General features: G+C 32.6%; 16 protein-coding genes. 9 read left to right on the forward strand and 7 right to left on the reverse strand.

Annotation, left to right across the window (positions count from 1 at the left end):
- Nucleotides 1-12 precede the first annotated feature (12 nt).
- The 3 genes from pheT (at nucleotide 13) to ACR9ES_RS01100 (ending at nucleotide 4,171) form a co-directional block, all read left to right on the forward strand.
- Nucleotides 13-2,439 carry a phenylalanine--tRNA ligase subunit beta gene (gene pheT, locus ACR9ES_RS01090; protein ID WP_435254768.1) on the forward strand — a complete coding sequence of 809 codons (2,427 nt, stop codon included), beginning with the start codon at nucleotides 13-15 and terminating at the stop codon, nucleotides 2,437-2,439.
- A 64-nt stretch (nucleotides 2,440-2,503) separates the two neighbouring features.
- A complete protein-coding gene (locus tag ACR9ES_RS01095) occupies nucleotides 2,504-3,553 on the forward strand; it encodes a quinone-dependent dihydroorotate dehydrogenase (protein ID WP_435254769.1) in 1,050 nt (349 codons plus the stop codon).
- Between the two features lie 3 nt (nucleotides 3,554-3,556).
- The gene (locus tag ACR9ES_RS01100) at nucleotides 3,557-4,171 is read left to right on the forward strand and encodes a LysE family translocator (RefSeq protein WP_435254770.1); all 615 of its coding nucleotides are present in this window, start codon (nucleotides 3,557-3,559) and stop codon (nucleotides 4,169-4,171) included.
- Nucleotides 4,172-4,202: 31 nt separating this feature from the next.
- Here the strand turns inward: ACR9ES_RS01100 and ACR9ES_RS01105 are convergent, their stop codons facing one another.
- Complete coding sequence (locus ACR9ES_RS01105) at nucleotides 4,203-4,889, reverse strand: tetratricopeptide repeat protein (protein ID WP_435254771.1); 687 nt, start codon at nucleotides 4,887-4,889, stop codon at nucleotides 4,203-4,205.
- A gap of 228 nt (nucleotides 4,890-5,117) precedes the next feature.
- Here ACR9ES_RS01105 and lon point away from each other — a divergent pair, with 228 nt between their 5' ends.
- Both lon and ACR9ES_RS01115 read left to right on the forward strand, forming a co-directional pair.
- Nucleotides 5,118-7,574: an endopeptidase La gene (lon, locus tag ACR9ES_RS01110; protein WP_435254772.1), complete on the forward strand. Its 2,457-nt coding sequence runs from the start codon at nucleotides 5,118-5,120 to the stop codon at nucleotides 7,572-7,574.
- A 143-nt stretch (nucleotides 7,575-7,717) separates the two neighbouring features.
- On the forward strand, nucleotides 7,718-8,152 hold the full coding sequence (locus ACR9ES_RS01115; RefSeq protein WP_299001849.1) for a hypothetical protein: 435 nt from the start codon (nucleotides 7,718-7,720) through the stop codon (nucleotides 8,150-8,152).
- Between the two features lie 64 nt (nucleotides 8,153-8,216).
- Here the strand turns inward: ACR9ES_RS01115 and gcvT are convergent, their stop codons facing one another.
- Nucleotides 8,217-9,299, reverse strand: a complete 1,083-nt coding sequence (gene gcvT / locus ACR9ES_RS01120) for a glycine cleavage system aminomethyltransferase GcvT (protein WP_435254773.1) — start codon at nucleotides 9,297-9,299, stop codon at nucleotides 8,217-8,219.
- A gap of 219 nt (nucleotides 9,300-9,518) precedes the next feature.
- Between gcvT and ACR9ES_RS01125 the strand changes: the two genes are divergently transcribed.
- The 4 genes from ACR9ES_RS01125 to priA all read left to right on the forward strand — a co-directional run bounded on the left by ACR9ES_RS01125 (nucleotide 9,519) and on the right by priA (nucleotide 13,578).
- Nucleotides 9,519-10,064, forward strand: coding sequence for a TlpA family protein disulfide reductase (locus ACR9ES_RS01125; RefSeq protein WP_435254774.1), 546 nt, complete (start codon nucleotides 9,519-9,521; stop codon nucleotides 10,062-10,064).
- Between the two features lie 18 nt (nucleotides 10,065-10,082).
- Nucleotides 10,083-10,304, forward strand: coding sequence for a VF530 family DNA-binding protein (locus ACR9ES_RS01130; protein ID WP_435254775.1), 222 nt, complete (start codon nucleotides 10,083-10,085; stop codon nucleotides 10,302-10,304).
- A 116-nt stretch (nucleotides 10,305-10,420) separates the two neighbouring features.
- Entirely contained in the window at nucleotides 10,421-11,134 is a 714-nt protein-coding gene (locus ACR9ES_RS01135; protein WP_435254776.1) for a hypothetical protein, read from the forward strand.
- Nucleotides 11,134-13,578, forward strand: coding sequence for a replication restart helicase PriA (gene priA, locus ACR9ES_RS01140; RefSeq protein ID WP_435254777.1), 2,445 nt, complete (start codon nucleotides 11,134-11,136; stop codon nucleotides 13,576-13,578). The genes ACR9ES_RS01135 and priA overlap by 1 nt, the downstream gene beginning before the upstream one ends.
- Nucleotides 13,579-13,769: 191 nt before the next feature.
- Here priA and ACR9ES_RS01145 read toward each other — a convergent pair whose 3' ends face one another.
- The 5 genes from ACR9ES_RS01145 to def form a co-directional block, all read right to left on the reverse strand.
- On the reverse strand, nucleotides 13,770-14,171 hold the full coding sequence (locus ACR9ES_RS01145; protein WP_274635467.1) for a RidA family protein: 402 nt from the start codon (nucleotides 14,169-14,171) through the stop codon (nucleotides 13,770-13,772).
- 121 nt (nucleotides 14,172-14,292) lie between these two features.
- Nucleotides 14,293-15,018, reverse strand: coding sequence for a (S)-benzoin forming benzil reductase (locus tag ACR9ES_RS01150; protein ID WP_435254778.1), 726 nt, complete (start codon nucleotides 15,016-15,018; stop codon nucleotides 14,293-14,295).
- A gap of 122 nt (nucleotides 15,019-15,140) precedes the next feature.
- Nucleotides 15,141-15,920 (reverse strand): nucleoside triphosphate pyrophosphohydrolase, encoded by a 780-nt coding sequence (mazG, locus tag ACR9ES_RS01155; protein WP_435254779.1) that lies wholly within the window; start codon nucleotides 15,918-15,920, stop codon nucleotides 15,141-15,143.
- 3 nt (nucleotides 15,921-15,923) lie between these two features.
- On the reverse strand, nucleotides 15,924-16,346 hold the full coding sequence (locus ACR9ES_RS01160; RefSeq protein ID WP_299001866.1) for a DUF5606 family protein: 423 nt from the start codon (nucleotides 16,344-16,346) through the stop codon (nucleotides 15,924-15,926).
- A gap of 29 nt (nucleotides 16,347-16,375) precedes the next feature.
- Nucleotides 16,376-16,960: a peptide deformylase gene (gene def, locus ACR9ES_RS01165; RefSeq protein ID WP_274634167.1), complete on the reverse strand. Its 585-nt coding sequence runs from the start codon at nucleotides 16,958-16,960 to the stop codon at nucleotides 16,376-16,378.
- Nucleotides 16,961-16,986: the final 26 nt, after the last annotated feature.

Consider the following 16,986-nt stretch of genomic DNA (forward strand, 5'->3'; position numbering starts at 1 on the left):
CAGAGATTGATTATGAAGATATCATACAATTGGTTAAAACAATTTTTACAAACAGACTGGGAGGCTGAAAAGACAGGTGAATTACTTACTGATTTAGGTCTTGAAGTAGAAGGTATAGAGAAGGTTGAAAGTATAAAAGGAAGCTTACAAGGCGTAGTTGTTGGTGAAGTAAAAACCTGTATAAAACACCCTAACGCAGATAAACTAAAAGTTACTACGGTAGATTTAGGAAACGGTAGTCCTGTACAAATTGTTTGTGGAGCGCCGAATGTAGATGCAGGTCAAAAAGTGCCTGTAGCAACTGTAGGCACGATGTTGTATGATGAAAAAGGCGAAGGCTTTAAGATTAAGAAAGGAAAAATTAGAGGAGAAGAAAGTCACGGAATGATTTGTGCCGAAGATGAATTAGGTCTTGGAAAAAGTCATGACGGAATTATGATATTAGACGAAAGTTTAGCTCCTGGTACACCATGTTCTGATGTGTTTAATATTGAAACAGATTATGTGTTTGAAATTGGGTTAACCCCTAACCGTTCAGATGCAATGAGTCATTATGGTGTTGCTCGTGATTTACGTGCAGGATTAATTCAACAAGGAACAAATATTGAATTAATATCTCCTTCTGTTTCTGATTTTCATGTTGATGAGCGTACTTTAAAGATTGATATAGCAGTAGAAGATAAAGAGTTGGTGCCTCGTTATTGCGGAATTACAATTACCGATGTTGAAGTAAAAGAATCTCCAGAGTGGATTCAAAACCGATTAAAAGCAATAGGTTTAACTCCTAAAAATAATATTGTAGACATTACAAACTATGTGCTACATGAATTAGGACAACCATTACATGCTTTTGATGCTTCTAAAATTAGAGGAGGTAAAGTGGTAGTGAAAACCTTAGAAGAAGGAACCAAGTTTACTACCTTAGATGATGTAGAAAGAGAGCTATCTTCTGAAGATATTATGATTTGTGATGCTGATAGTAAACCATTATGTATTGGTGGTGTTTTCGGAGGAGCAAATTCTGGAGTTACTGAAAGTACCCATACTATTTTCTTAGAAAGTGCCTATTTCAACCCTGTGTCTGTTCGTAAAACAGCAAAACGTCACGGATTAAATACAGATGCTTCTTTCCGTTTCGAAAGAGGAATCGATATTAACACAACAAAATATGCTTTAAAGCGCGCTGCTTTATTAATAGAAGAGTATGCTGGTGGAAAAATGTCATCAGATATTTTAGATTTTTACCCAGTAAAGGTTGAAGATTTTGAAGTATTCTTATCATTTGAAAATGCGTATAAATTAATTGGTCAAGAAATACCTAAAGAAACGATTAAAAAGATTTTAGCTTCTTTAGATATTAAAATCAATAGTGTTACAGAAGCAGGTTTAGGGTTGGTAGTACCATCTTACAGAACCGATGTACAACGTGAGGCAGATATTATTGAAGAAATTTTACGTGTTTACGGATATAACAATGTAGAGTTTTCTCACAAGTTAAATACTTCTATTTCTTTTGATAGTGATATCAATGTAAAAGTAGAAAACATTGTGGCAGACCAACTATCATCACTAGGATTCAACGAAACTATGGCAAATTCGTTAACCAAGGCGGATTACTTAGAGTTATCTGAGAATTTGAATCCAGAGCACAGTGTAGAGATGTTAAATCCGTTAAGTAATGACTTAAAGGTGATGCGTCAGTCATTATTATTTAGTGGATTAGAGTCTGTTGCTTACAACATCAATAGAAAACAAAATTCGTTAAAGTTTTATGAGTTTGGTAAAACCTATCATAAGTACGAAAGCGGATATCAAGAAGATAAACACTTAACCTTATTTGTAACAGGAAACAGAACACAAGATAGCTGGAAGGTAGCTTCGCAAGCGTCAGATTTCTTTTATCTAAAGGGAATTGTAACAGCTTTGTTAAGTCGTTTAGGAATAGATAACTTAAAAACAACACCTACAAAATCAGATGTGTTTTCTGAAGGAATTATCTTAAGTTTAGGAAAAATGAAGTTGGTAGAGTTAGGAGTTGTAAAAAGAGCAATTTTAAAAGAATTTTCTATCAAACAAGAAGTGTTATTTGCTGATTTTAACTGGCAAACTATTTTAGGGTTAGTAGGAAACAAGAAAATTAAAGTAGCAGATTTACCTAAATTCCCAGCGGTAAAACGTGATTTAGCATTGTTATTAGACAATAAAGTAGAGTTTAAAGATATTTATAACTTGGCATTTCAATCAGAAAGAAAATTGTTGAAAGAAGTAGATTTGTTTGATGTATACGAAGGAGATAAATTACCAGAAGGTAAAAAGTCCTATGCGGTTAGTTTTGTATTGCAAGATGAAAACAAAACCTTAGAAGACAAACAGATAGATAAAATAATGCAGAAACTACAGCAAACATTCGAAAAGAATTTAGACGCTGCATTACGATAATTCAGAAGCTCCTTTATTGGAGCTTTTTTTATATTTAATAAACGAAAGATTATAATTAAAACCGATGTACAAATTACTTATTCGCCCAATATTCTTCCTTTTTGATCCAGAAAAGATTCACCATTTTACTTTTTCGCTAGTTAAATTTTTGTCGAAAATACCTGGGGTTTCAGCTATTTTTAGAGGAATGTATCAAGTAAACGATAAAAAATTAGAACGTAATTTATTTGGGCTAACTTTTAAAAACCCTGTAGGATTAGCAGCAGGATTTGATAAAAATGCAGTTTTGTATAATGAATTGGCAGATTTTGGTTTTGGTTTTGTAGAAATTGGTACGGTTACACCTAAAGGTCAAGTAGGAAATCCTAAAAAACGTTTATTCCGTTTAAAAGATGATAAAGGAATCATTAACCGAATGGGATTTAATAATGAAGGATTAGAAGCAGCGATTGAACAATTAAAAAAGAACAAAGGAAAAATCATTATTGGGGGAAACATTGGGAAAAATACCAATACAGCTCCTGAAAATTATACTGAAGATTATGTAACTTGTTTTAAAGGGCTGCATCCGTATGTAGATTATTTTGTATTAAATGTAAGCTGCCCAAACGTATCGAGTCATGCAAAATTGGAAGATGCTGATTATTTAAAGGAATTGATAACTGAGGTACAAAAAATAGATAAAGAATTAGCGGTTGCTGAGCGTAGTCGAAGCAAACCAATCTTATTAAAAATAGCTCCAGACTTGAACAACCAACAATTAGATGAAATTATCGAGTTAATTGCTGAAACAAAAATTGATGGAGTTATAGCATCAAATACATCGGTAAATAGAGAAAATTTAAAAGCTTCTCAAGAACGTTTACAAGAAATAGGTAATGGAGGTTTAAGTGGACAACCGGTTAAAGATAGAAGTACCAAAGTGATTCAATACTTAGCTGATAATTCTAACAAAGCATTTCCTATTATTGGAGTCGGAGGTATTCATTCTGAAAAAGATGCTTTAGAAAAGCTAAAAGCAGGAGCAGACTTAGTACAGATTTATACAGGCTTTATTTATGAAGGACCAAGCTTGGTAAAAAGAATCAATAAGGCTATTTTAGCTGAAAGTTAATTCATGCTAGAAACTCTCATTTCTTTTGTATTTGCTACAGCTACGTTAGCTATTTCACCAGGACCTGACAATATTTTTGTATTAACCCAAAGCATTGTCAATGGTAAAAAATACGGGTTAGCTACAGTTGTAGGTTTAATGACTGGATGTATTATTCATACAACTTTGGTGGTTTTTGGAGTATCTGAAATCATCAAACAGAATCCGAGTTTATTTTTTATCATCAAGTTATTTGGAGCAGGATACTTGCTGTATTTAGCATATCAAGTGTATAAAAGTGATGCTAAAATTGCATTTTCTACAGAGAATGTTCAGAAAAAATCAACATTAAAATTATTCAAAACAGGTTTTTGGATGAATGTATTAAATCCGAAGGTTACGATTTTCTTTTTGGCATTTTTTCCACAGTTTTTGTTTTCTGACAGCTTGTCAAACGTACTTCAGTTTTATGTGTTAGGAGGTTTGTTTATACTAACCTCGTTTTTAATTTTTTCTTCAATAGCTATTTTAGCAGGAAAAATTTCTGATTACATTAAACAGCACAATAAAGTAGGAGTATACCTAAAATGGGCACAAATAGTGGTTTTTGTAGGGATTGCTTTATTGATTCTACTTTAAAAAGTTTTTACAACCAATTCTTTCTGAGTACTTATTCCTTTTTTTTAGAAGTCAGTTTTTCTAAAGCGCGTTTTGAACTTCTGTTTTCAGGGTTAATAGCCAATGCTTTTTTATAGTACTCAATAGCATTTGCAGTATCTTTCATTTTAGTATAAGCATCACCAGTGCTATCGTATGTATTTGAACTATTAGGATATAATTCAATATTAATTTTAAATATATGAATAGCAGCTTCATATTCATTATTTCTAAGATACTGATAACCTAATCTGTTTAAGTTTCGCTCTCTAATAACTGGGGTTAAGCTATCCTTTTCTTTAATAGCTTTGTAACCTTCTAAAGCAGCTTTAAAATTACCTTCAGCTAAATATTCGCTAGGTGTTTTTTCTCCTTTTTTTAATTTTTTAAAAACATATTTTTCTCCCTCATGTTCTCTCTTTTCGGCTAATTCTATTTTGTTTTCAGCAGTATTAAAAATTAGTTTTTCGTTTAATTCTCTAACGTAAAAAGAAGTATCGTCAACTTTTAATGGTTCTAAATCTTGGTTACGCCATTTTAAGCGTAATTTTTTGTCCTCATCAAAAGTAACTTCAATAATTTCATCAGCATTAAAATAATAACGTCCAGAAGCTTTTTCTATGAATTCAGAAGAATTTGTTTTAGAAGTACAGCTAATGATTAAAAGTAATAGGGAAAGGAACAAAAGTTTAGTTTTCATTTTTTGATTAGTTTTTGTTGATAAGATACCTATATGACGACTAACATTAAAAATAGTTACAAATTAAATGAAACATAGTTTTTAATGGCATAAGAATTGACTTATAGTTAATACGATAAGCAATTAGATGGTTTTATCTTTCTGTTTATTAGTTATTTATGATTTTAAAAAAGTGGTATTTCTTTTTGAAAATATTTAAAAGTGCCACTATGACAGAATATATAAGATATGAGCAAATCAAAAATATTACATTTAGACAATTTGTCGCTTCAAGATGTTTTTAATGAAGATTCAGAATTAATCCCTTTATTAACGCCAGAAGACGAAGAATTAATAAATCAAGAAAGTATTCCTGAAGAATTACCTATTCTTCCTTTACGAAATACAGTATTATTTCCTGGTGTGGTAATTCCTATTACAGCAGGTAGAGATAAGTCTATTCAACTTATTAAAGATGCCAACAAGGGAGATAAGGTTGTAGGAGTAGTAGCACAAAAAGATAGCGAAGTTGAAGATCCAGGAATAGATGATATTTATCAAACAGGTGTAGTAGCGCAAATTTTACGTGTACTAAAAATGCCTGATGGTAATACAACGGTTATTATTCAAGGTAAAAAGCGTTTTGAAATTGAGGAAGTTATTCAAGAAGAACCTTATTTAAGAGCAAAGGTAAAAGAAGCAGTAGATGAGCGTGAAATTGACGATCAAAAAGAATTTGATGCAATTATCGATTCTATTAAGGATTTAGCTTTAGAGGTTATTAAAGAAAATCCGATGTTGCCATCTGAAGCTTCATTTGCAATTAAAAATATTCAATCAAGTTCATTTTTGGTGAATTTTATTTCATCAAATATGGAGTTAAGCGTGTCGCAAAAGCAAGTATTATTAGAAAAAGATAATTTGAAAGAGCGTGCGTTATTAACTTTAAAAAACTTAGATAAAGAGCTTCAAAAGTTACAATTGCGTAACGATATTCAATCGAAAACACGTTCTGATTTAGATAAACAACAGCGTGAGTATTATTTACATCAGCAATTAAAAACGATTCAAGATGAGCTAGGAGGCGTTTCTCACGAGCAAGAGCTTGATGAAATGCGTTTAAAAGCGAAGTCGAAAAAATGGAGTAAAGAAGTTGCTGAAACTTTTGAAAAAGAGTTAAGTCGTTTAAAACGCATGAATCCTCAAATGGCTGAATTTGGCATTCAACGTAATTATTTAGAGTTGATGTTAGAGTTACCTTGGAATGAGTTTTCTAAGGATAAGTTTGATTTAAAAAGAGCTCAAAAAATATTAGATAGAGATCATTTTGGATTAGAAAAGGTAAAAGAACGTATCATTGAGCATTTAGCAGTTTTAAAGCTACGTGGAGATATGAAATCGCCTATTATTTGTTTATACGGACCTCCGGGAGTTGGTAAAACATCGTTAGGTAAATCGGTAGCAGAGGCTTTAGGGCGTAAGTATGTTCGTATGTCGTTAGGAGGTTTACGTGACGAAGCTGAGATTCGTGGTCACCGTAAAACGTATATTGGAGCGATGCCAGGGCGTTTAATTCAGAATATCAAAAAGGCAGAAACTTCCAATCCGGTTTTTGTGTTAGATGAGATTGATAAATTAGGACAAAGCCATCAAGGAGACCCTTCTTCAGCAATGTTAGAAGTATTAGACCCTGAACAAAATACACATTTTTACGATAATTATTTAGAAGTTGGGTATGACCTTTCTAAGGTATTATTTATAGCTACAGCGAATAATATCAATCAAATTCCATGGGCATTACGAGATCGTATGGAAATTATCAATGTAACAGGATACACGATTGAAGAAAAAGTAGAAATAGCCAAGAAATACTTATTTCCGAAACAATTAACAGAACACGGATTATCAAAAGAACATTTGATAGTTGGTAAAAAGCAGATAGAAAAAATTGTTGAAGGATATACTCGTGAATCTGGAGTTCGTGGTTTAGAAAAGCAAGTAGCAAAAGTGGTTCGTTTTGTAGCAAAATCAATAGCTATGGAAGATGAATATAATGTTACGCTTACCAATGAGGATATTGAAGCTATTCTAGGGCCAGCTCGTTTAGAACGTGATAAATATGAAAATAATGATGTAGCTGGTGTAGTTACAGGTTTAGCATGGACAAGTGTTGGAGGAGATATTTTATTTATAGAATCGATTATTTCTAAAGGAAAAGGAAACCTTTCTATTACAGGTAACCTAGGTACGGTAATGAAGGAATCTTCTACCATTGCAATGAAGTATATTAAATCGAATGCTGAAGAATTTGGAATTAATCCTGAAGTATTAGATAAATATGATGTGCATATCCACGTACCAGAAGGAGCTACACCAAAAGACGGACCAAGTGCTGGTATAACTATGTTAACGTCGTTGGTATCGGTATTTACTCAACGTAAGGTGAAAAATAAATTAGCAATGACTGGTGAAATTACATTGAGAGGAAAAGTATTACCAGTAGGAGGAATTAAAGAAAAAATATTAGCTGCCAAGCGCGCTAATATCAAAGAAATAATTCTTTGTGCCGATAATAAAAGAGATATTGATGAAATAAAGGAAAGTTACTTAAAAGGGTTAACCTTCCATTACGTAACAGATATGAGTGAGGTAATTGATATTGCACTTACCAAGCAAAAAGTTAAGAATGCTAAGAAATTAGTATAGTAAAAAGCTCCTTTTTTAAAAGGAGCTTTTTTTATTGAAGAAATAATTCTAACAGATAAAATACTTTTTAGTTGTATAAGGCGTTGTTGTTTTAGTTATATTTAGAAAATTAAAAATAAAATCAAACTTTAAACCCTTAAATTATGAAGAAACTTCTTTTGGCAACGGCACTTTTGTTTTCGATTGCATCGTATTCTCAAATTGAATTTATTGAAACTACTAAAACAGAAATAGTAGGAAAAGTAGAATACGTTTACTTAGAAAAAGTAGGAGATGAAGCTTACAACTTCTATTACAAAAACATCAACGATCCAATTCATGAATATGTACATTTCTCGTTTAAAAATTTAGATAATGATGCGCAAAAGTTACATCAGATAATAATGAAAGGTTTTGAAGAAAAACCAAGAGATCCGTACAAAATTAAAGCAAACGGAGATGTTATTTGGTTAAAGTACACCAAAGAAGATGGGATAGTATTGTTACAAATTCAGCAATATGTAAGCAGAGATCCAGATGTGATGACGGTTTCTAAATTACTTACGTATGATGAAATAAATAGATTGTTTAGTATTTAAGAGAAAGAATACGAACAAAAAAAAAGCAGCTCATTTGAGCTGCTTTTTTAATTGAGTTTTTATTTTATCCTTTATAAAAAGGTAATTTAACCACCTTTGCAGCTAATTGTTTTTTACGAACTTGAATAAAAATATCACTATCAATTTTTGAGTTTTCAATAGTAACATATCCTAAACCAATTCCTTTTCCTAAAGAAGGACTCATAGTACCTGAAGTAACACGACCAATGTTGTTTCCGTCAGCATCAACAATCTCATAATCATGACGAGGAACACCACGTTCAGTTAATTCAAAAGCAACTAATTTACGAGTAACACCCGCTTCTTTTTGCGCTTTTAAAGCTTCAGAGTTTACAAAATCTTTAGTGAATTTAGTAATCCAACCTAAACCAGCTTCTAAAGGAGAGGTAGTATCGTCAATATCGTTACCATATAAACAATATCCCATCTCTAAACGTAAAGTATCACGAGCTGCTAATCCGATAGGTTTAATACCCCAATCTTTTCCAGCTTCAAAAACCTTATTCCAAAGTTGCTCAACATCTTCATTTTTTACATATACTTCAAATCCACCAGAACCCGTATAACCTGTAGCAGAAACTACAACGTTAGGAATTCCTGCGAAATCGGTAATTTCAAACGTATAGAATTTAATATTCGATAAATCAACAGAAGTTAACGATTGCATAGCTTCTGCTGCTTTTGGACCTTGGATTGCTAATAAAGACCAATCTTCAGAGCGGTTTTCCATTTCAACATTTAAATCGTTGTGCTGAGAAATCCAGTTCCAATCCTTTTCAATATTAGAAGCATTTACTACTAACATGTACTCATTTTCAGCTATCATGTAAATAATTAAATCATCTACAATACCACCATCGTTGTTTGGCATACAGCTATATTGAGCTTTTCCTGGAGTTAATTTAGAAGCATCATTAGAAGAAATTTTTTGAATTAAAGCCAACGAATTTTCTCCTTTTAAGAAGAACTCTCCCATATGGCTCACATCAAAAACACCAACTCCTTTTCTAACAGTTTCGTGTTCAATAGTTACTCCTTCGTATTGCACAGGCATATTGTATCCCGCAAAAGGAACCATTTTTGCTCCTAAAGCTTCATGTACATGTGATAAAGCTGTATTTTTCATTCTTAAGTATGTTTGTTTAAAAAGTGTTGCTAAAGTATTGAAAAATTAGCAAACAAAAGAGCCGGATGTGTTTAATATTATAGAACGATATTACCCAAATGTTTGTTAATATTTTCTTGATCTTCTTTAAGAGTGGTAGATTTGAGAAAAGATTAAAGAAAAGTAATTGTTGTAATGTATTAGTATTTGAAACGACAATTCTACCTTAAAAATAATTTGATGAAACTTAATAGAAAAACAATTTCCAACATCATATTTGTAGTCTTGATAGGATTACTGTTGTATCCGCCAACCAAAGTATATTTTATTCGATTAGTTTCTTTTGCTCCATCAACCATTACTGAGGATAAAAGAGTAGAATTAGCCGATTATAATTGGAAATTAAAAGGATTAAATACAGAGACTGTTGATTTTAACTCGTTAAAGGAAAAAGTAGTATTTGTAAACTTTTGGGCTACTTGGTGTCCACCTTGTGTTGCAGAAATGCCAAGTATTCAAAAATTATACGATGATTATAAAGATAAGGTAGCATTTGTTTTTATAAGTAATGAAGATTGGACAACAATTGATACTTTTTACAAAGAAAAAGGCTACGATTTACCAACCTATAATATTTTATCAAAAGTACCAGATCAACTAGTGAGTAATTCCATTCCAGCGACATTTGTTATTGATAAAAACGGAACTATTGTCGTAGATAAAAAAGGGCCTGCCTATTGGAATAGTGATAAAATTAGAATTTTGTTAGACGAATTACTACAATAGAATATTTACCTTTGTAGCATGAGTCAAGAACAACCAAATAATCCGCTTCACGGAATAAAACTAGCCACAATTTTAGAAGAATTATACCTAGAGTATGGTTGGGAAGAAATGGGAGAAATGTTGAATATAAATGTCTTTAAAAAGAATCCAACCTATACATCGAGTTTAAAGTTTTTAAGAACAAGACCTTGGGCAAGAGCCAAAGTAGAAAAGTTATACTTAGAAATGATTAGTAAATAATTCTTGATTTGTTAAACTTTTTAAAAACTGTACTTGTTTTACGATTTTAAAGAAGTTATAAATATGTAAATTTTGGTGTTTACAATGTACTCATTTTTGTGTAGTTTTGATATTAGATGAAGAAGACTACCATATACATAATTTCTGTTTTATTTTTATTGATGATTTCTTGTTCTAAACAACCTAAAGAGCGAGTTTTAACAATGAAAGATGTTTTTCCTACACAGAAAAATACAGATTCAACTTTTGTTTTTGATTTAGATACGGTAAAAAGCTTTGAATCATTAACTTCAGTTTTTTGTAAGAATTATGATAAAAGAAAAATTAAGTGTTACATCAGAACGTCTAAAAATGACATTCCTTTTCATGTGAATAGTATGATTCTTTGTGGAAAAGCTGTTTGTGGCATGATAAAATTTAAAAATATATTATTTGTTGACTCTTATACAGATAGTTTGTTTTATCACAATGAAGTAAAATATAATTTTAATACGGAAAGTTTTGAAAATATGTTGAAAAAGCAGTTTTTTAATAATAGAGAAAAACCTGAATTTGCTGACAGTCCATATACGAGTTTGATATTTTTAGAGTTTATAGGAAGTATAAATAAATCTAAGGGAAGATTAAAGAATAGAATAGATACTATTTCAAAATCATATTATAATTTTATTACTAGTTTTAATAAGAAAAATATAGATTCTATTAAAAAAGTATACCCATTACAGATTAGGTTAGAAGAAGCTATCCCGTTTATAGATGAAAAAGGGGATCGTACTAACTTTTATAATCCACCTCCACCAAAACCAGCTCCAATAGAAATAGTAGATTAATGCCACATTTTATTGACGTTATATTACCGATTCCACTACAGAAAACATTTACCTATGTGGTAACTGAAGCAGAAGCTTCTTTTTTAAAAACAGGAATGCGTGTGGCTGTTTCCTTCGGGAAAAGTAAGATTTATACTGCCTTAGTATTCAATATTCATCAGACAGCACCAGAACTATACGAAGCCAAAGACATTCATCAAATTTTAGATGAACGTCCAATTGTAAATGAACGTCAGTTACAGCATTGGCAATGGATTTCGAGCTATTATATGTGTTCGTTGGGTGATGTATATAGAGCTGCCTTACCGTCAGCGTTTTTGTTAGAAAGCGAAACCATTATTTATAAAAATGAGGAATTCACAGAGGAAACTATGTTAACCGATGATGAGTTTTTAATTTTTGAAGCCTTACAGCATCATTCGCAATTAACCATTCATCAGGTTTCGGATATTTTAGGTAAAAAAACAGTACTACCAATTATTAACGGTTTAATTGAAAAGAGTGCGGTATACATTAAAGAAGAAATTTACGAAACCTATAAACCTAAGTTGGTAAAATATGTGCGTTTGCATAATAATTATGCTTCAAATGAAGGTTTACAAGCGTTGTTAGATGAGCTCTCAAGAGCTAAAAAGCAACGCGATGCTGTGTTGACATATTTTCAATTAGCAGCGTCTAAAAAGCCTATAAAAGCGAAGGATTTAGAAGAAAAATCGGGAACTTCATCAGCGGTATTAAAAGCGCTGGTTGATAAAGATATTTTCGAGTTTTACCATATTCAAACCGATCGAATCAATTATCAAGGAGAAACGAATAAGATTAAAGAGCTTAATGAATTTCAACAGGAAGCGTTTACACAAATAAAGAGCTCTTTTGAAGCTCAGAATGTAAGTCTGTTACACGGAGTTACAGGATCGGGAAAAACGGAGATTTATGTAAAATTGATAAAAGAAGTGATTGCTGAAGGGAAGCAAGTCTTGTTTTTGTTGCCCGAAATAGCTTTGACTACGCAAATTATTACCCGTTTACAAAACTATTTTGGAAATTTTATCTCAGTATTTCACTCTAAATATTCCATGAATGAAAGAGTAGAGGTGTGGAATAATGTGTTAGAAAACAAACCCAAAGCTCAAATTATTTTAGGAGCGCGTTCTTCAGTTTTTTTACCTTTTTCAAATTTAGGACTGATTGTGGTGGATGAAGAACACGAAACATCGTACAAGCAATTTGAACCGTCACCACGTTACAATGCGCGTGATGCAGCGGTGGTATTAGGACATTTACACCAAGCGAAAGTATTGTTAGGTTCAGCAACTCCTTCGTTAGAAAGTTACTTTAATGCGCAACAAAACAAATACGGATTTATTGAATTAAAACGTCGTTTTGGAAATATTCAATTGCCTAAAATAGAGTTGATAGACATTAAAGAAAAGCATCGAAAAAAGGAAATGACAGGTCATTTTTCTGATCGTTTGCTAAAAATGATTACCGAAGCCCTAGACGAAAAAGAACAAGTAATTTTATTTCAAAACCGACGTGGATTTTCGCCTGTGGTAGAATGTGCTACTTGTGGGGTTTCTCCTCAATGTCCGAATTGTGATGTGAGTTTAACCTACCATAAATTCCGAAGGGAATTAAAATGTCACTATTGCCATTACCAACGTTCGATGCCGAACAGTTGTGGAGCTTGTGGAAGTACTACCTTAGACACCAAAGGTTTTGGAACGGAGCAAATAGAACTCGAGTTAAAAGAGTTATTCCCAAATCATACTATTGGACGAATGGATTTGGATACCACACGAGGAAAATATGGATATCAAAAGATTATAGGGGCTTTTGAAGCCCAAGAGATTGATATTTTGGTAGGGACACAAATGCTTTCGAAAGGACTGGATTTTGACAATGTTTCTTTGGTAGGAATCTTGAATGCGGATTCGATGTTAAACTTCCCTGATTTTAGAGCACACGAGCGTGCTTTTCAATTGATGGTACAAGTATCGGGTAGGGCAGGACGAACCAAAAAGCAAGGGAACGTAGCCATACAGACCTACAATCCGTATCATCAAATTTTACAGCAAGTTTCTACGACCAATTATACCGAAATGTATCAGGAACAGCTACAAGATCGTTGGCAGTTTCATTATCCGCCGTACTATCGTTTGATAAAAATTACCTTAAAACACAAAGATTATACACGTGTTGATAACGGTATTAACTGGTTAGCAAAAGCTTTACAAAATGTGTTTCATGAAAATGTATTAGGCCCCACAGCACCTGCGGTTTCTCGTATTCGAAACCAGTACATTAAAAATTTAGTGATTAAAATTCCGCCAAAGCAATCCTTAGGAAAAACAAAAGAGCAATTACAAAAAATTAAAAATACTTTTGAAGCCGTAAAAGATTTTAGACCCATCCGTTTTATTGTGGATGTGGATGCTTATTAAAATTTTCGCTAACGGTCTAGTATAACCGTCAGTTAGGGGTAAAGATGCGTTAATTTTCGGTTTAGAACTGACGTTAGCAATTCCGAGTGGATTCGGACGTAGTCGAATCCGCCGTAATTGCGGTTATAGATTGTTATGCACAGGTTTTTTATCTAATTCTTATAGTTTTACTTATTCAGCATTGATATTTTCTATATTACCGCTTGAGCTTCAATTTCAATCATAAATCCTTCATTTGCAAGTCCATTTACACTAACCCAAGTACTAGCAGGTGGATTTTTAGTTCCAAAATTTTCTTTAAGAATAGAATTTATAATTGGTCCATCGCCATTTTGATAATTTACTTTATAAATTCTCAACATCATAATATTTTCCATTGTTCCGCCAACTGACTCAATTGCGATTTTTAAATTTTCAATTGCTTTTTGGGTTTGTGCTTTTAAATTATTTTCTCCAACTATATTAAGATTTTCATCCCAAGCAACTTGCCCAGATATAAATATTAATTTTCCAGGATTAGATATTACTATTTGAGAAAATCCGTATTGAGTTGAATCAAAAAGTTTTTCTGGATTAACAGTTTTTCTTAACATATCAGTTTGTTTTACAACTTGTGCCTAACTCGTTTGAGAATATGAATCCGTTTTAATGATTTATATTCAACGTTAGCTAAAGGTATTAGAATTTAGGGTAAGAATCAAATTAAATTATATTTTAAAAATTCCGAATATCCACAATATCCCCATTTTTAAGTTTGTTTTGGGTGTCTATAGCAAAAATGGTTTCAGCAACGTACTCAGGAGTATACAACTGGTCGTTTTCTTTTAAATCGATAAAACGTTGTACGTTTTTAAAATCTTTTTCATCGGTACTTCTAATATCAGTTTGCATGTTGGTGTCTACCACACCAGGGTAAATCGCATTGCATTTTACGCCATGTTCAAGCTCGTTTTGTTCCGCAGCAATGGTTTTGGTCATCATATCAATAGCAGCTTTAGACGCACAGTAAATACTCCAACCTTCATAAGGTTTTACGGCTGCTCCAGATGAAATACTAATAATCTGCTTTTTACACATCAACTGTTGTGTAGCTTCAATAAACAAACTCGATAAAATAAGTGGAGTAGTGGTATTCAAATGAATACTTTGGGCAATATCTTCTGGAGGAATATTTTCAAGGTTAGAAATAACACCTAAGCGTCCTGCATTATTCACTAAAGTAATTGAGGTAACGTCTAGTTCTTTAATTTCGTCTAGCAGCATTTTAAATGTATTGTGGGTTACTTTGGTATCCGATAAATCAACAGGTACCTGCGTAACATTTTGCAAATCTGCAATACTTCTCGATAACGAGTATACTCTGTAGTTTTCTTGTGCGTATTTTTCGGCTAAGGCTCTACCAATTCCTTTACTTCCTCCGGTAATGATAATGATGTTCATAAGAGTAAAAGTAAGGAAATAAATGCTAAGTTTACGTCATTCTGAACTTGTTTCAGAATCACACAAAATATGTCTGAAAGCTTGATGAGATCCTGAAATGAATTCAGGATGACAGTAGTCAGTTACTTAAAAAATTCTTTTGAATTCTCCCAATGCACATCCATTTCAGCGAGAGTCATGTCAGAAAGTTGTTTTCCCTCTTTTTTAGCAGCTTCTTCTAAGTACTGGAAGCGATTGATGAATTTTTTATTGGTTTTTTCCAGTGCGTTTTCAGGATTTACCCCAATAAAACGTGCGTAGTTAATCATGGAGAACAGTACGTCTCCAAATTCTTTTTCTATTTTCTCTTGGTTGTTGTTTTTGATCTCGTCGTTCAATTCAGAAAGCTCCTCTTGAACCTTTTCCCACACTTGATGTGGTTCTTCCCAATCAAAACCAACGCCAGCAACTTTATCTTGAATACGGCTTGCTTTTACTACCGCAGGTAAACTTTTAGGAACACCTTCTAAAACCGATTTTTTACCTTCTTTCAGTTTTAGTTTTTCCCAGTTTTGTTTTACTTCTTCTTCATTTTCAACTACCACATCGCCATAAATATGTGGATGACGATCAATCAATTTATCTGAAATTGAATTGGCAACGTCAGCAATATCAAAAGCTTGTTTTTCGCTACCTATTTTAGCATAAAAGACGATGTGCAAAAGCACATCGCCTAGTTCTTTTTTTATCTCTTCTAAATCGTTGTCTAAAATAGCATCTGCTAATTCGTAAGTTTCTTCAATAGTTAAATGACGTAGACTTTGTAAGGTTTGTTTTTTATCCCACGGACATTTCTCACGAAGGTCGTCCATGATGTCTAACAAACGATTAAAGGCGGCTAACTGTTGCTTACGAGTATTCACGATTTAGGCTTCTTCTGCAGTTGTTTCTTCAGCTTCAACTAAGGTACTAAAATCAAAATTAGCTTGCGCTAATGTGTTGTACCACTGAATTACTTTTTTAATGTTTGAAGCATATACACGCTCTTGATCAAAATCTGGTAAAACTTCTCCGAAGTACTCAGTTAATTTAGCAGCACTTTCTTTGTGAGAAATCGCTTCTTTACCTTCTGCTTTTTCAGCAATGTTCTTAAATACACGTGCTAAAGGCACTTCTTCTTCGTATGTGTAAATAGCGATGTTTTCTAATAAACTTACATTGTGAGTCGCTGTAATAGGAAAACGTTTACCATCTACGATTGATTTTACGATAACACCAGTTTTGGTTTGTGATAAAATTTCATATAAACCTGGCTTACCAGTAACAGCTATAATTTTGTTAAATTCCATGTCTTAATTTTTTAGTGTATTACTACTTATTATTTCTTAGCATTTGGAAAACGCATGCGATATCCTGCATTTACTTTTCCTTTCGAAATATTCTCTAATTTCTTTTTAATTAATCGTTTCTTTAAAGAAGAAAGTTTGTCGGTAAACAAAACTCCTTCAATATGATCGTATTCATGTTGAAAAACACGTGCAGGTAATCCGCTTAACGTTTCTGTGTGCTTTTCAAAGTTTTCGTCTTGATACTCAATAGTAATGGTTTCTTGACGGAAAACATCTTCGTTTATAGAAGGAATACTTAAGCATCCTTCACTAAAAGCCCATTCATCACCTTCTTCTTTGACAATTTTAGCATTGATAAAAACGCGTTTAAAACCTTCTAAAACCGTACGCTCTTCTTCGCTTAATTCTTCATCTTCAGCAAAAGGAGAAGCATCGATGATAAACAAACGGATATCTTTTCCAATTTGAGGAGCCGCTAAACCAACACCATTGGCGTTGTACATAGTTTCTTCCATATCGGCAATTAGTTTTTCTAACTGCGGATACTCTTTATCGATTTCTTTTCCTACTTTACGTAATACGGGATCTCCGTATGCAACAATGGGTAAAATCATCTACTTTTTAATTTTTAAGGAATGCA

The sequence above is a fragment of the Tenacibaculum sp. A30 genome (assembly GCF_051200845.1).
Taxonomy (GTDB): domain Bacteria; phylum Bacteroidota; class Bacteroidia; order Flavobacteriales; family Flavobacteriaceae; genus Polaribacter.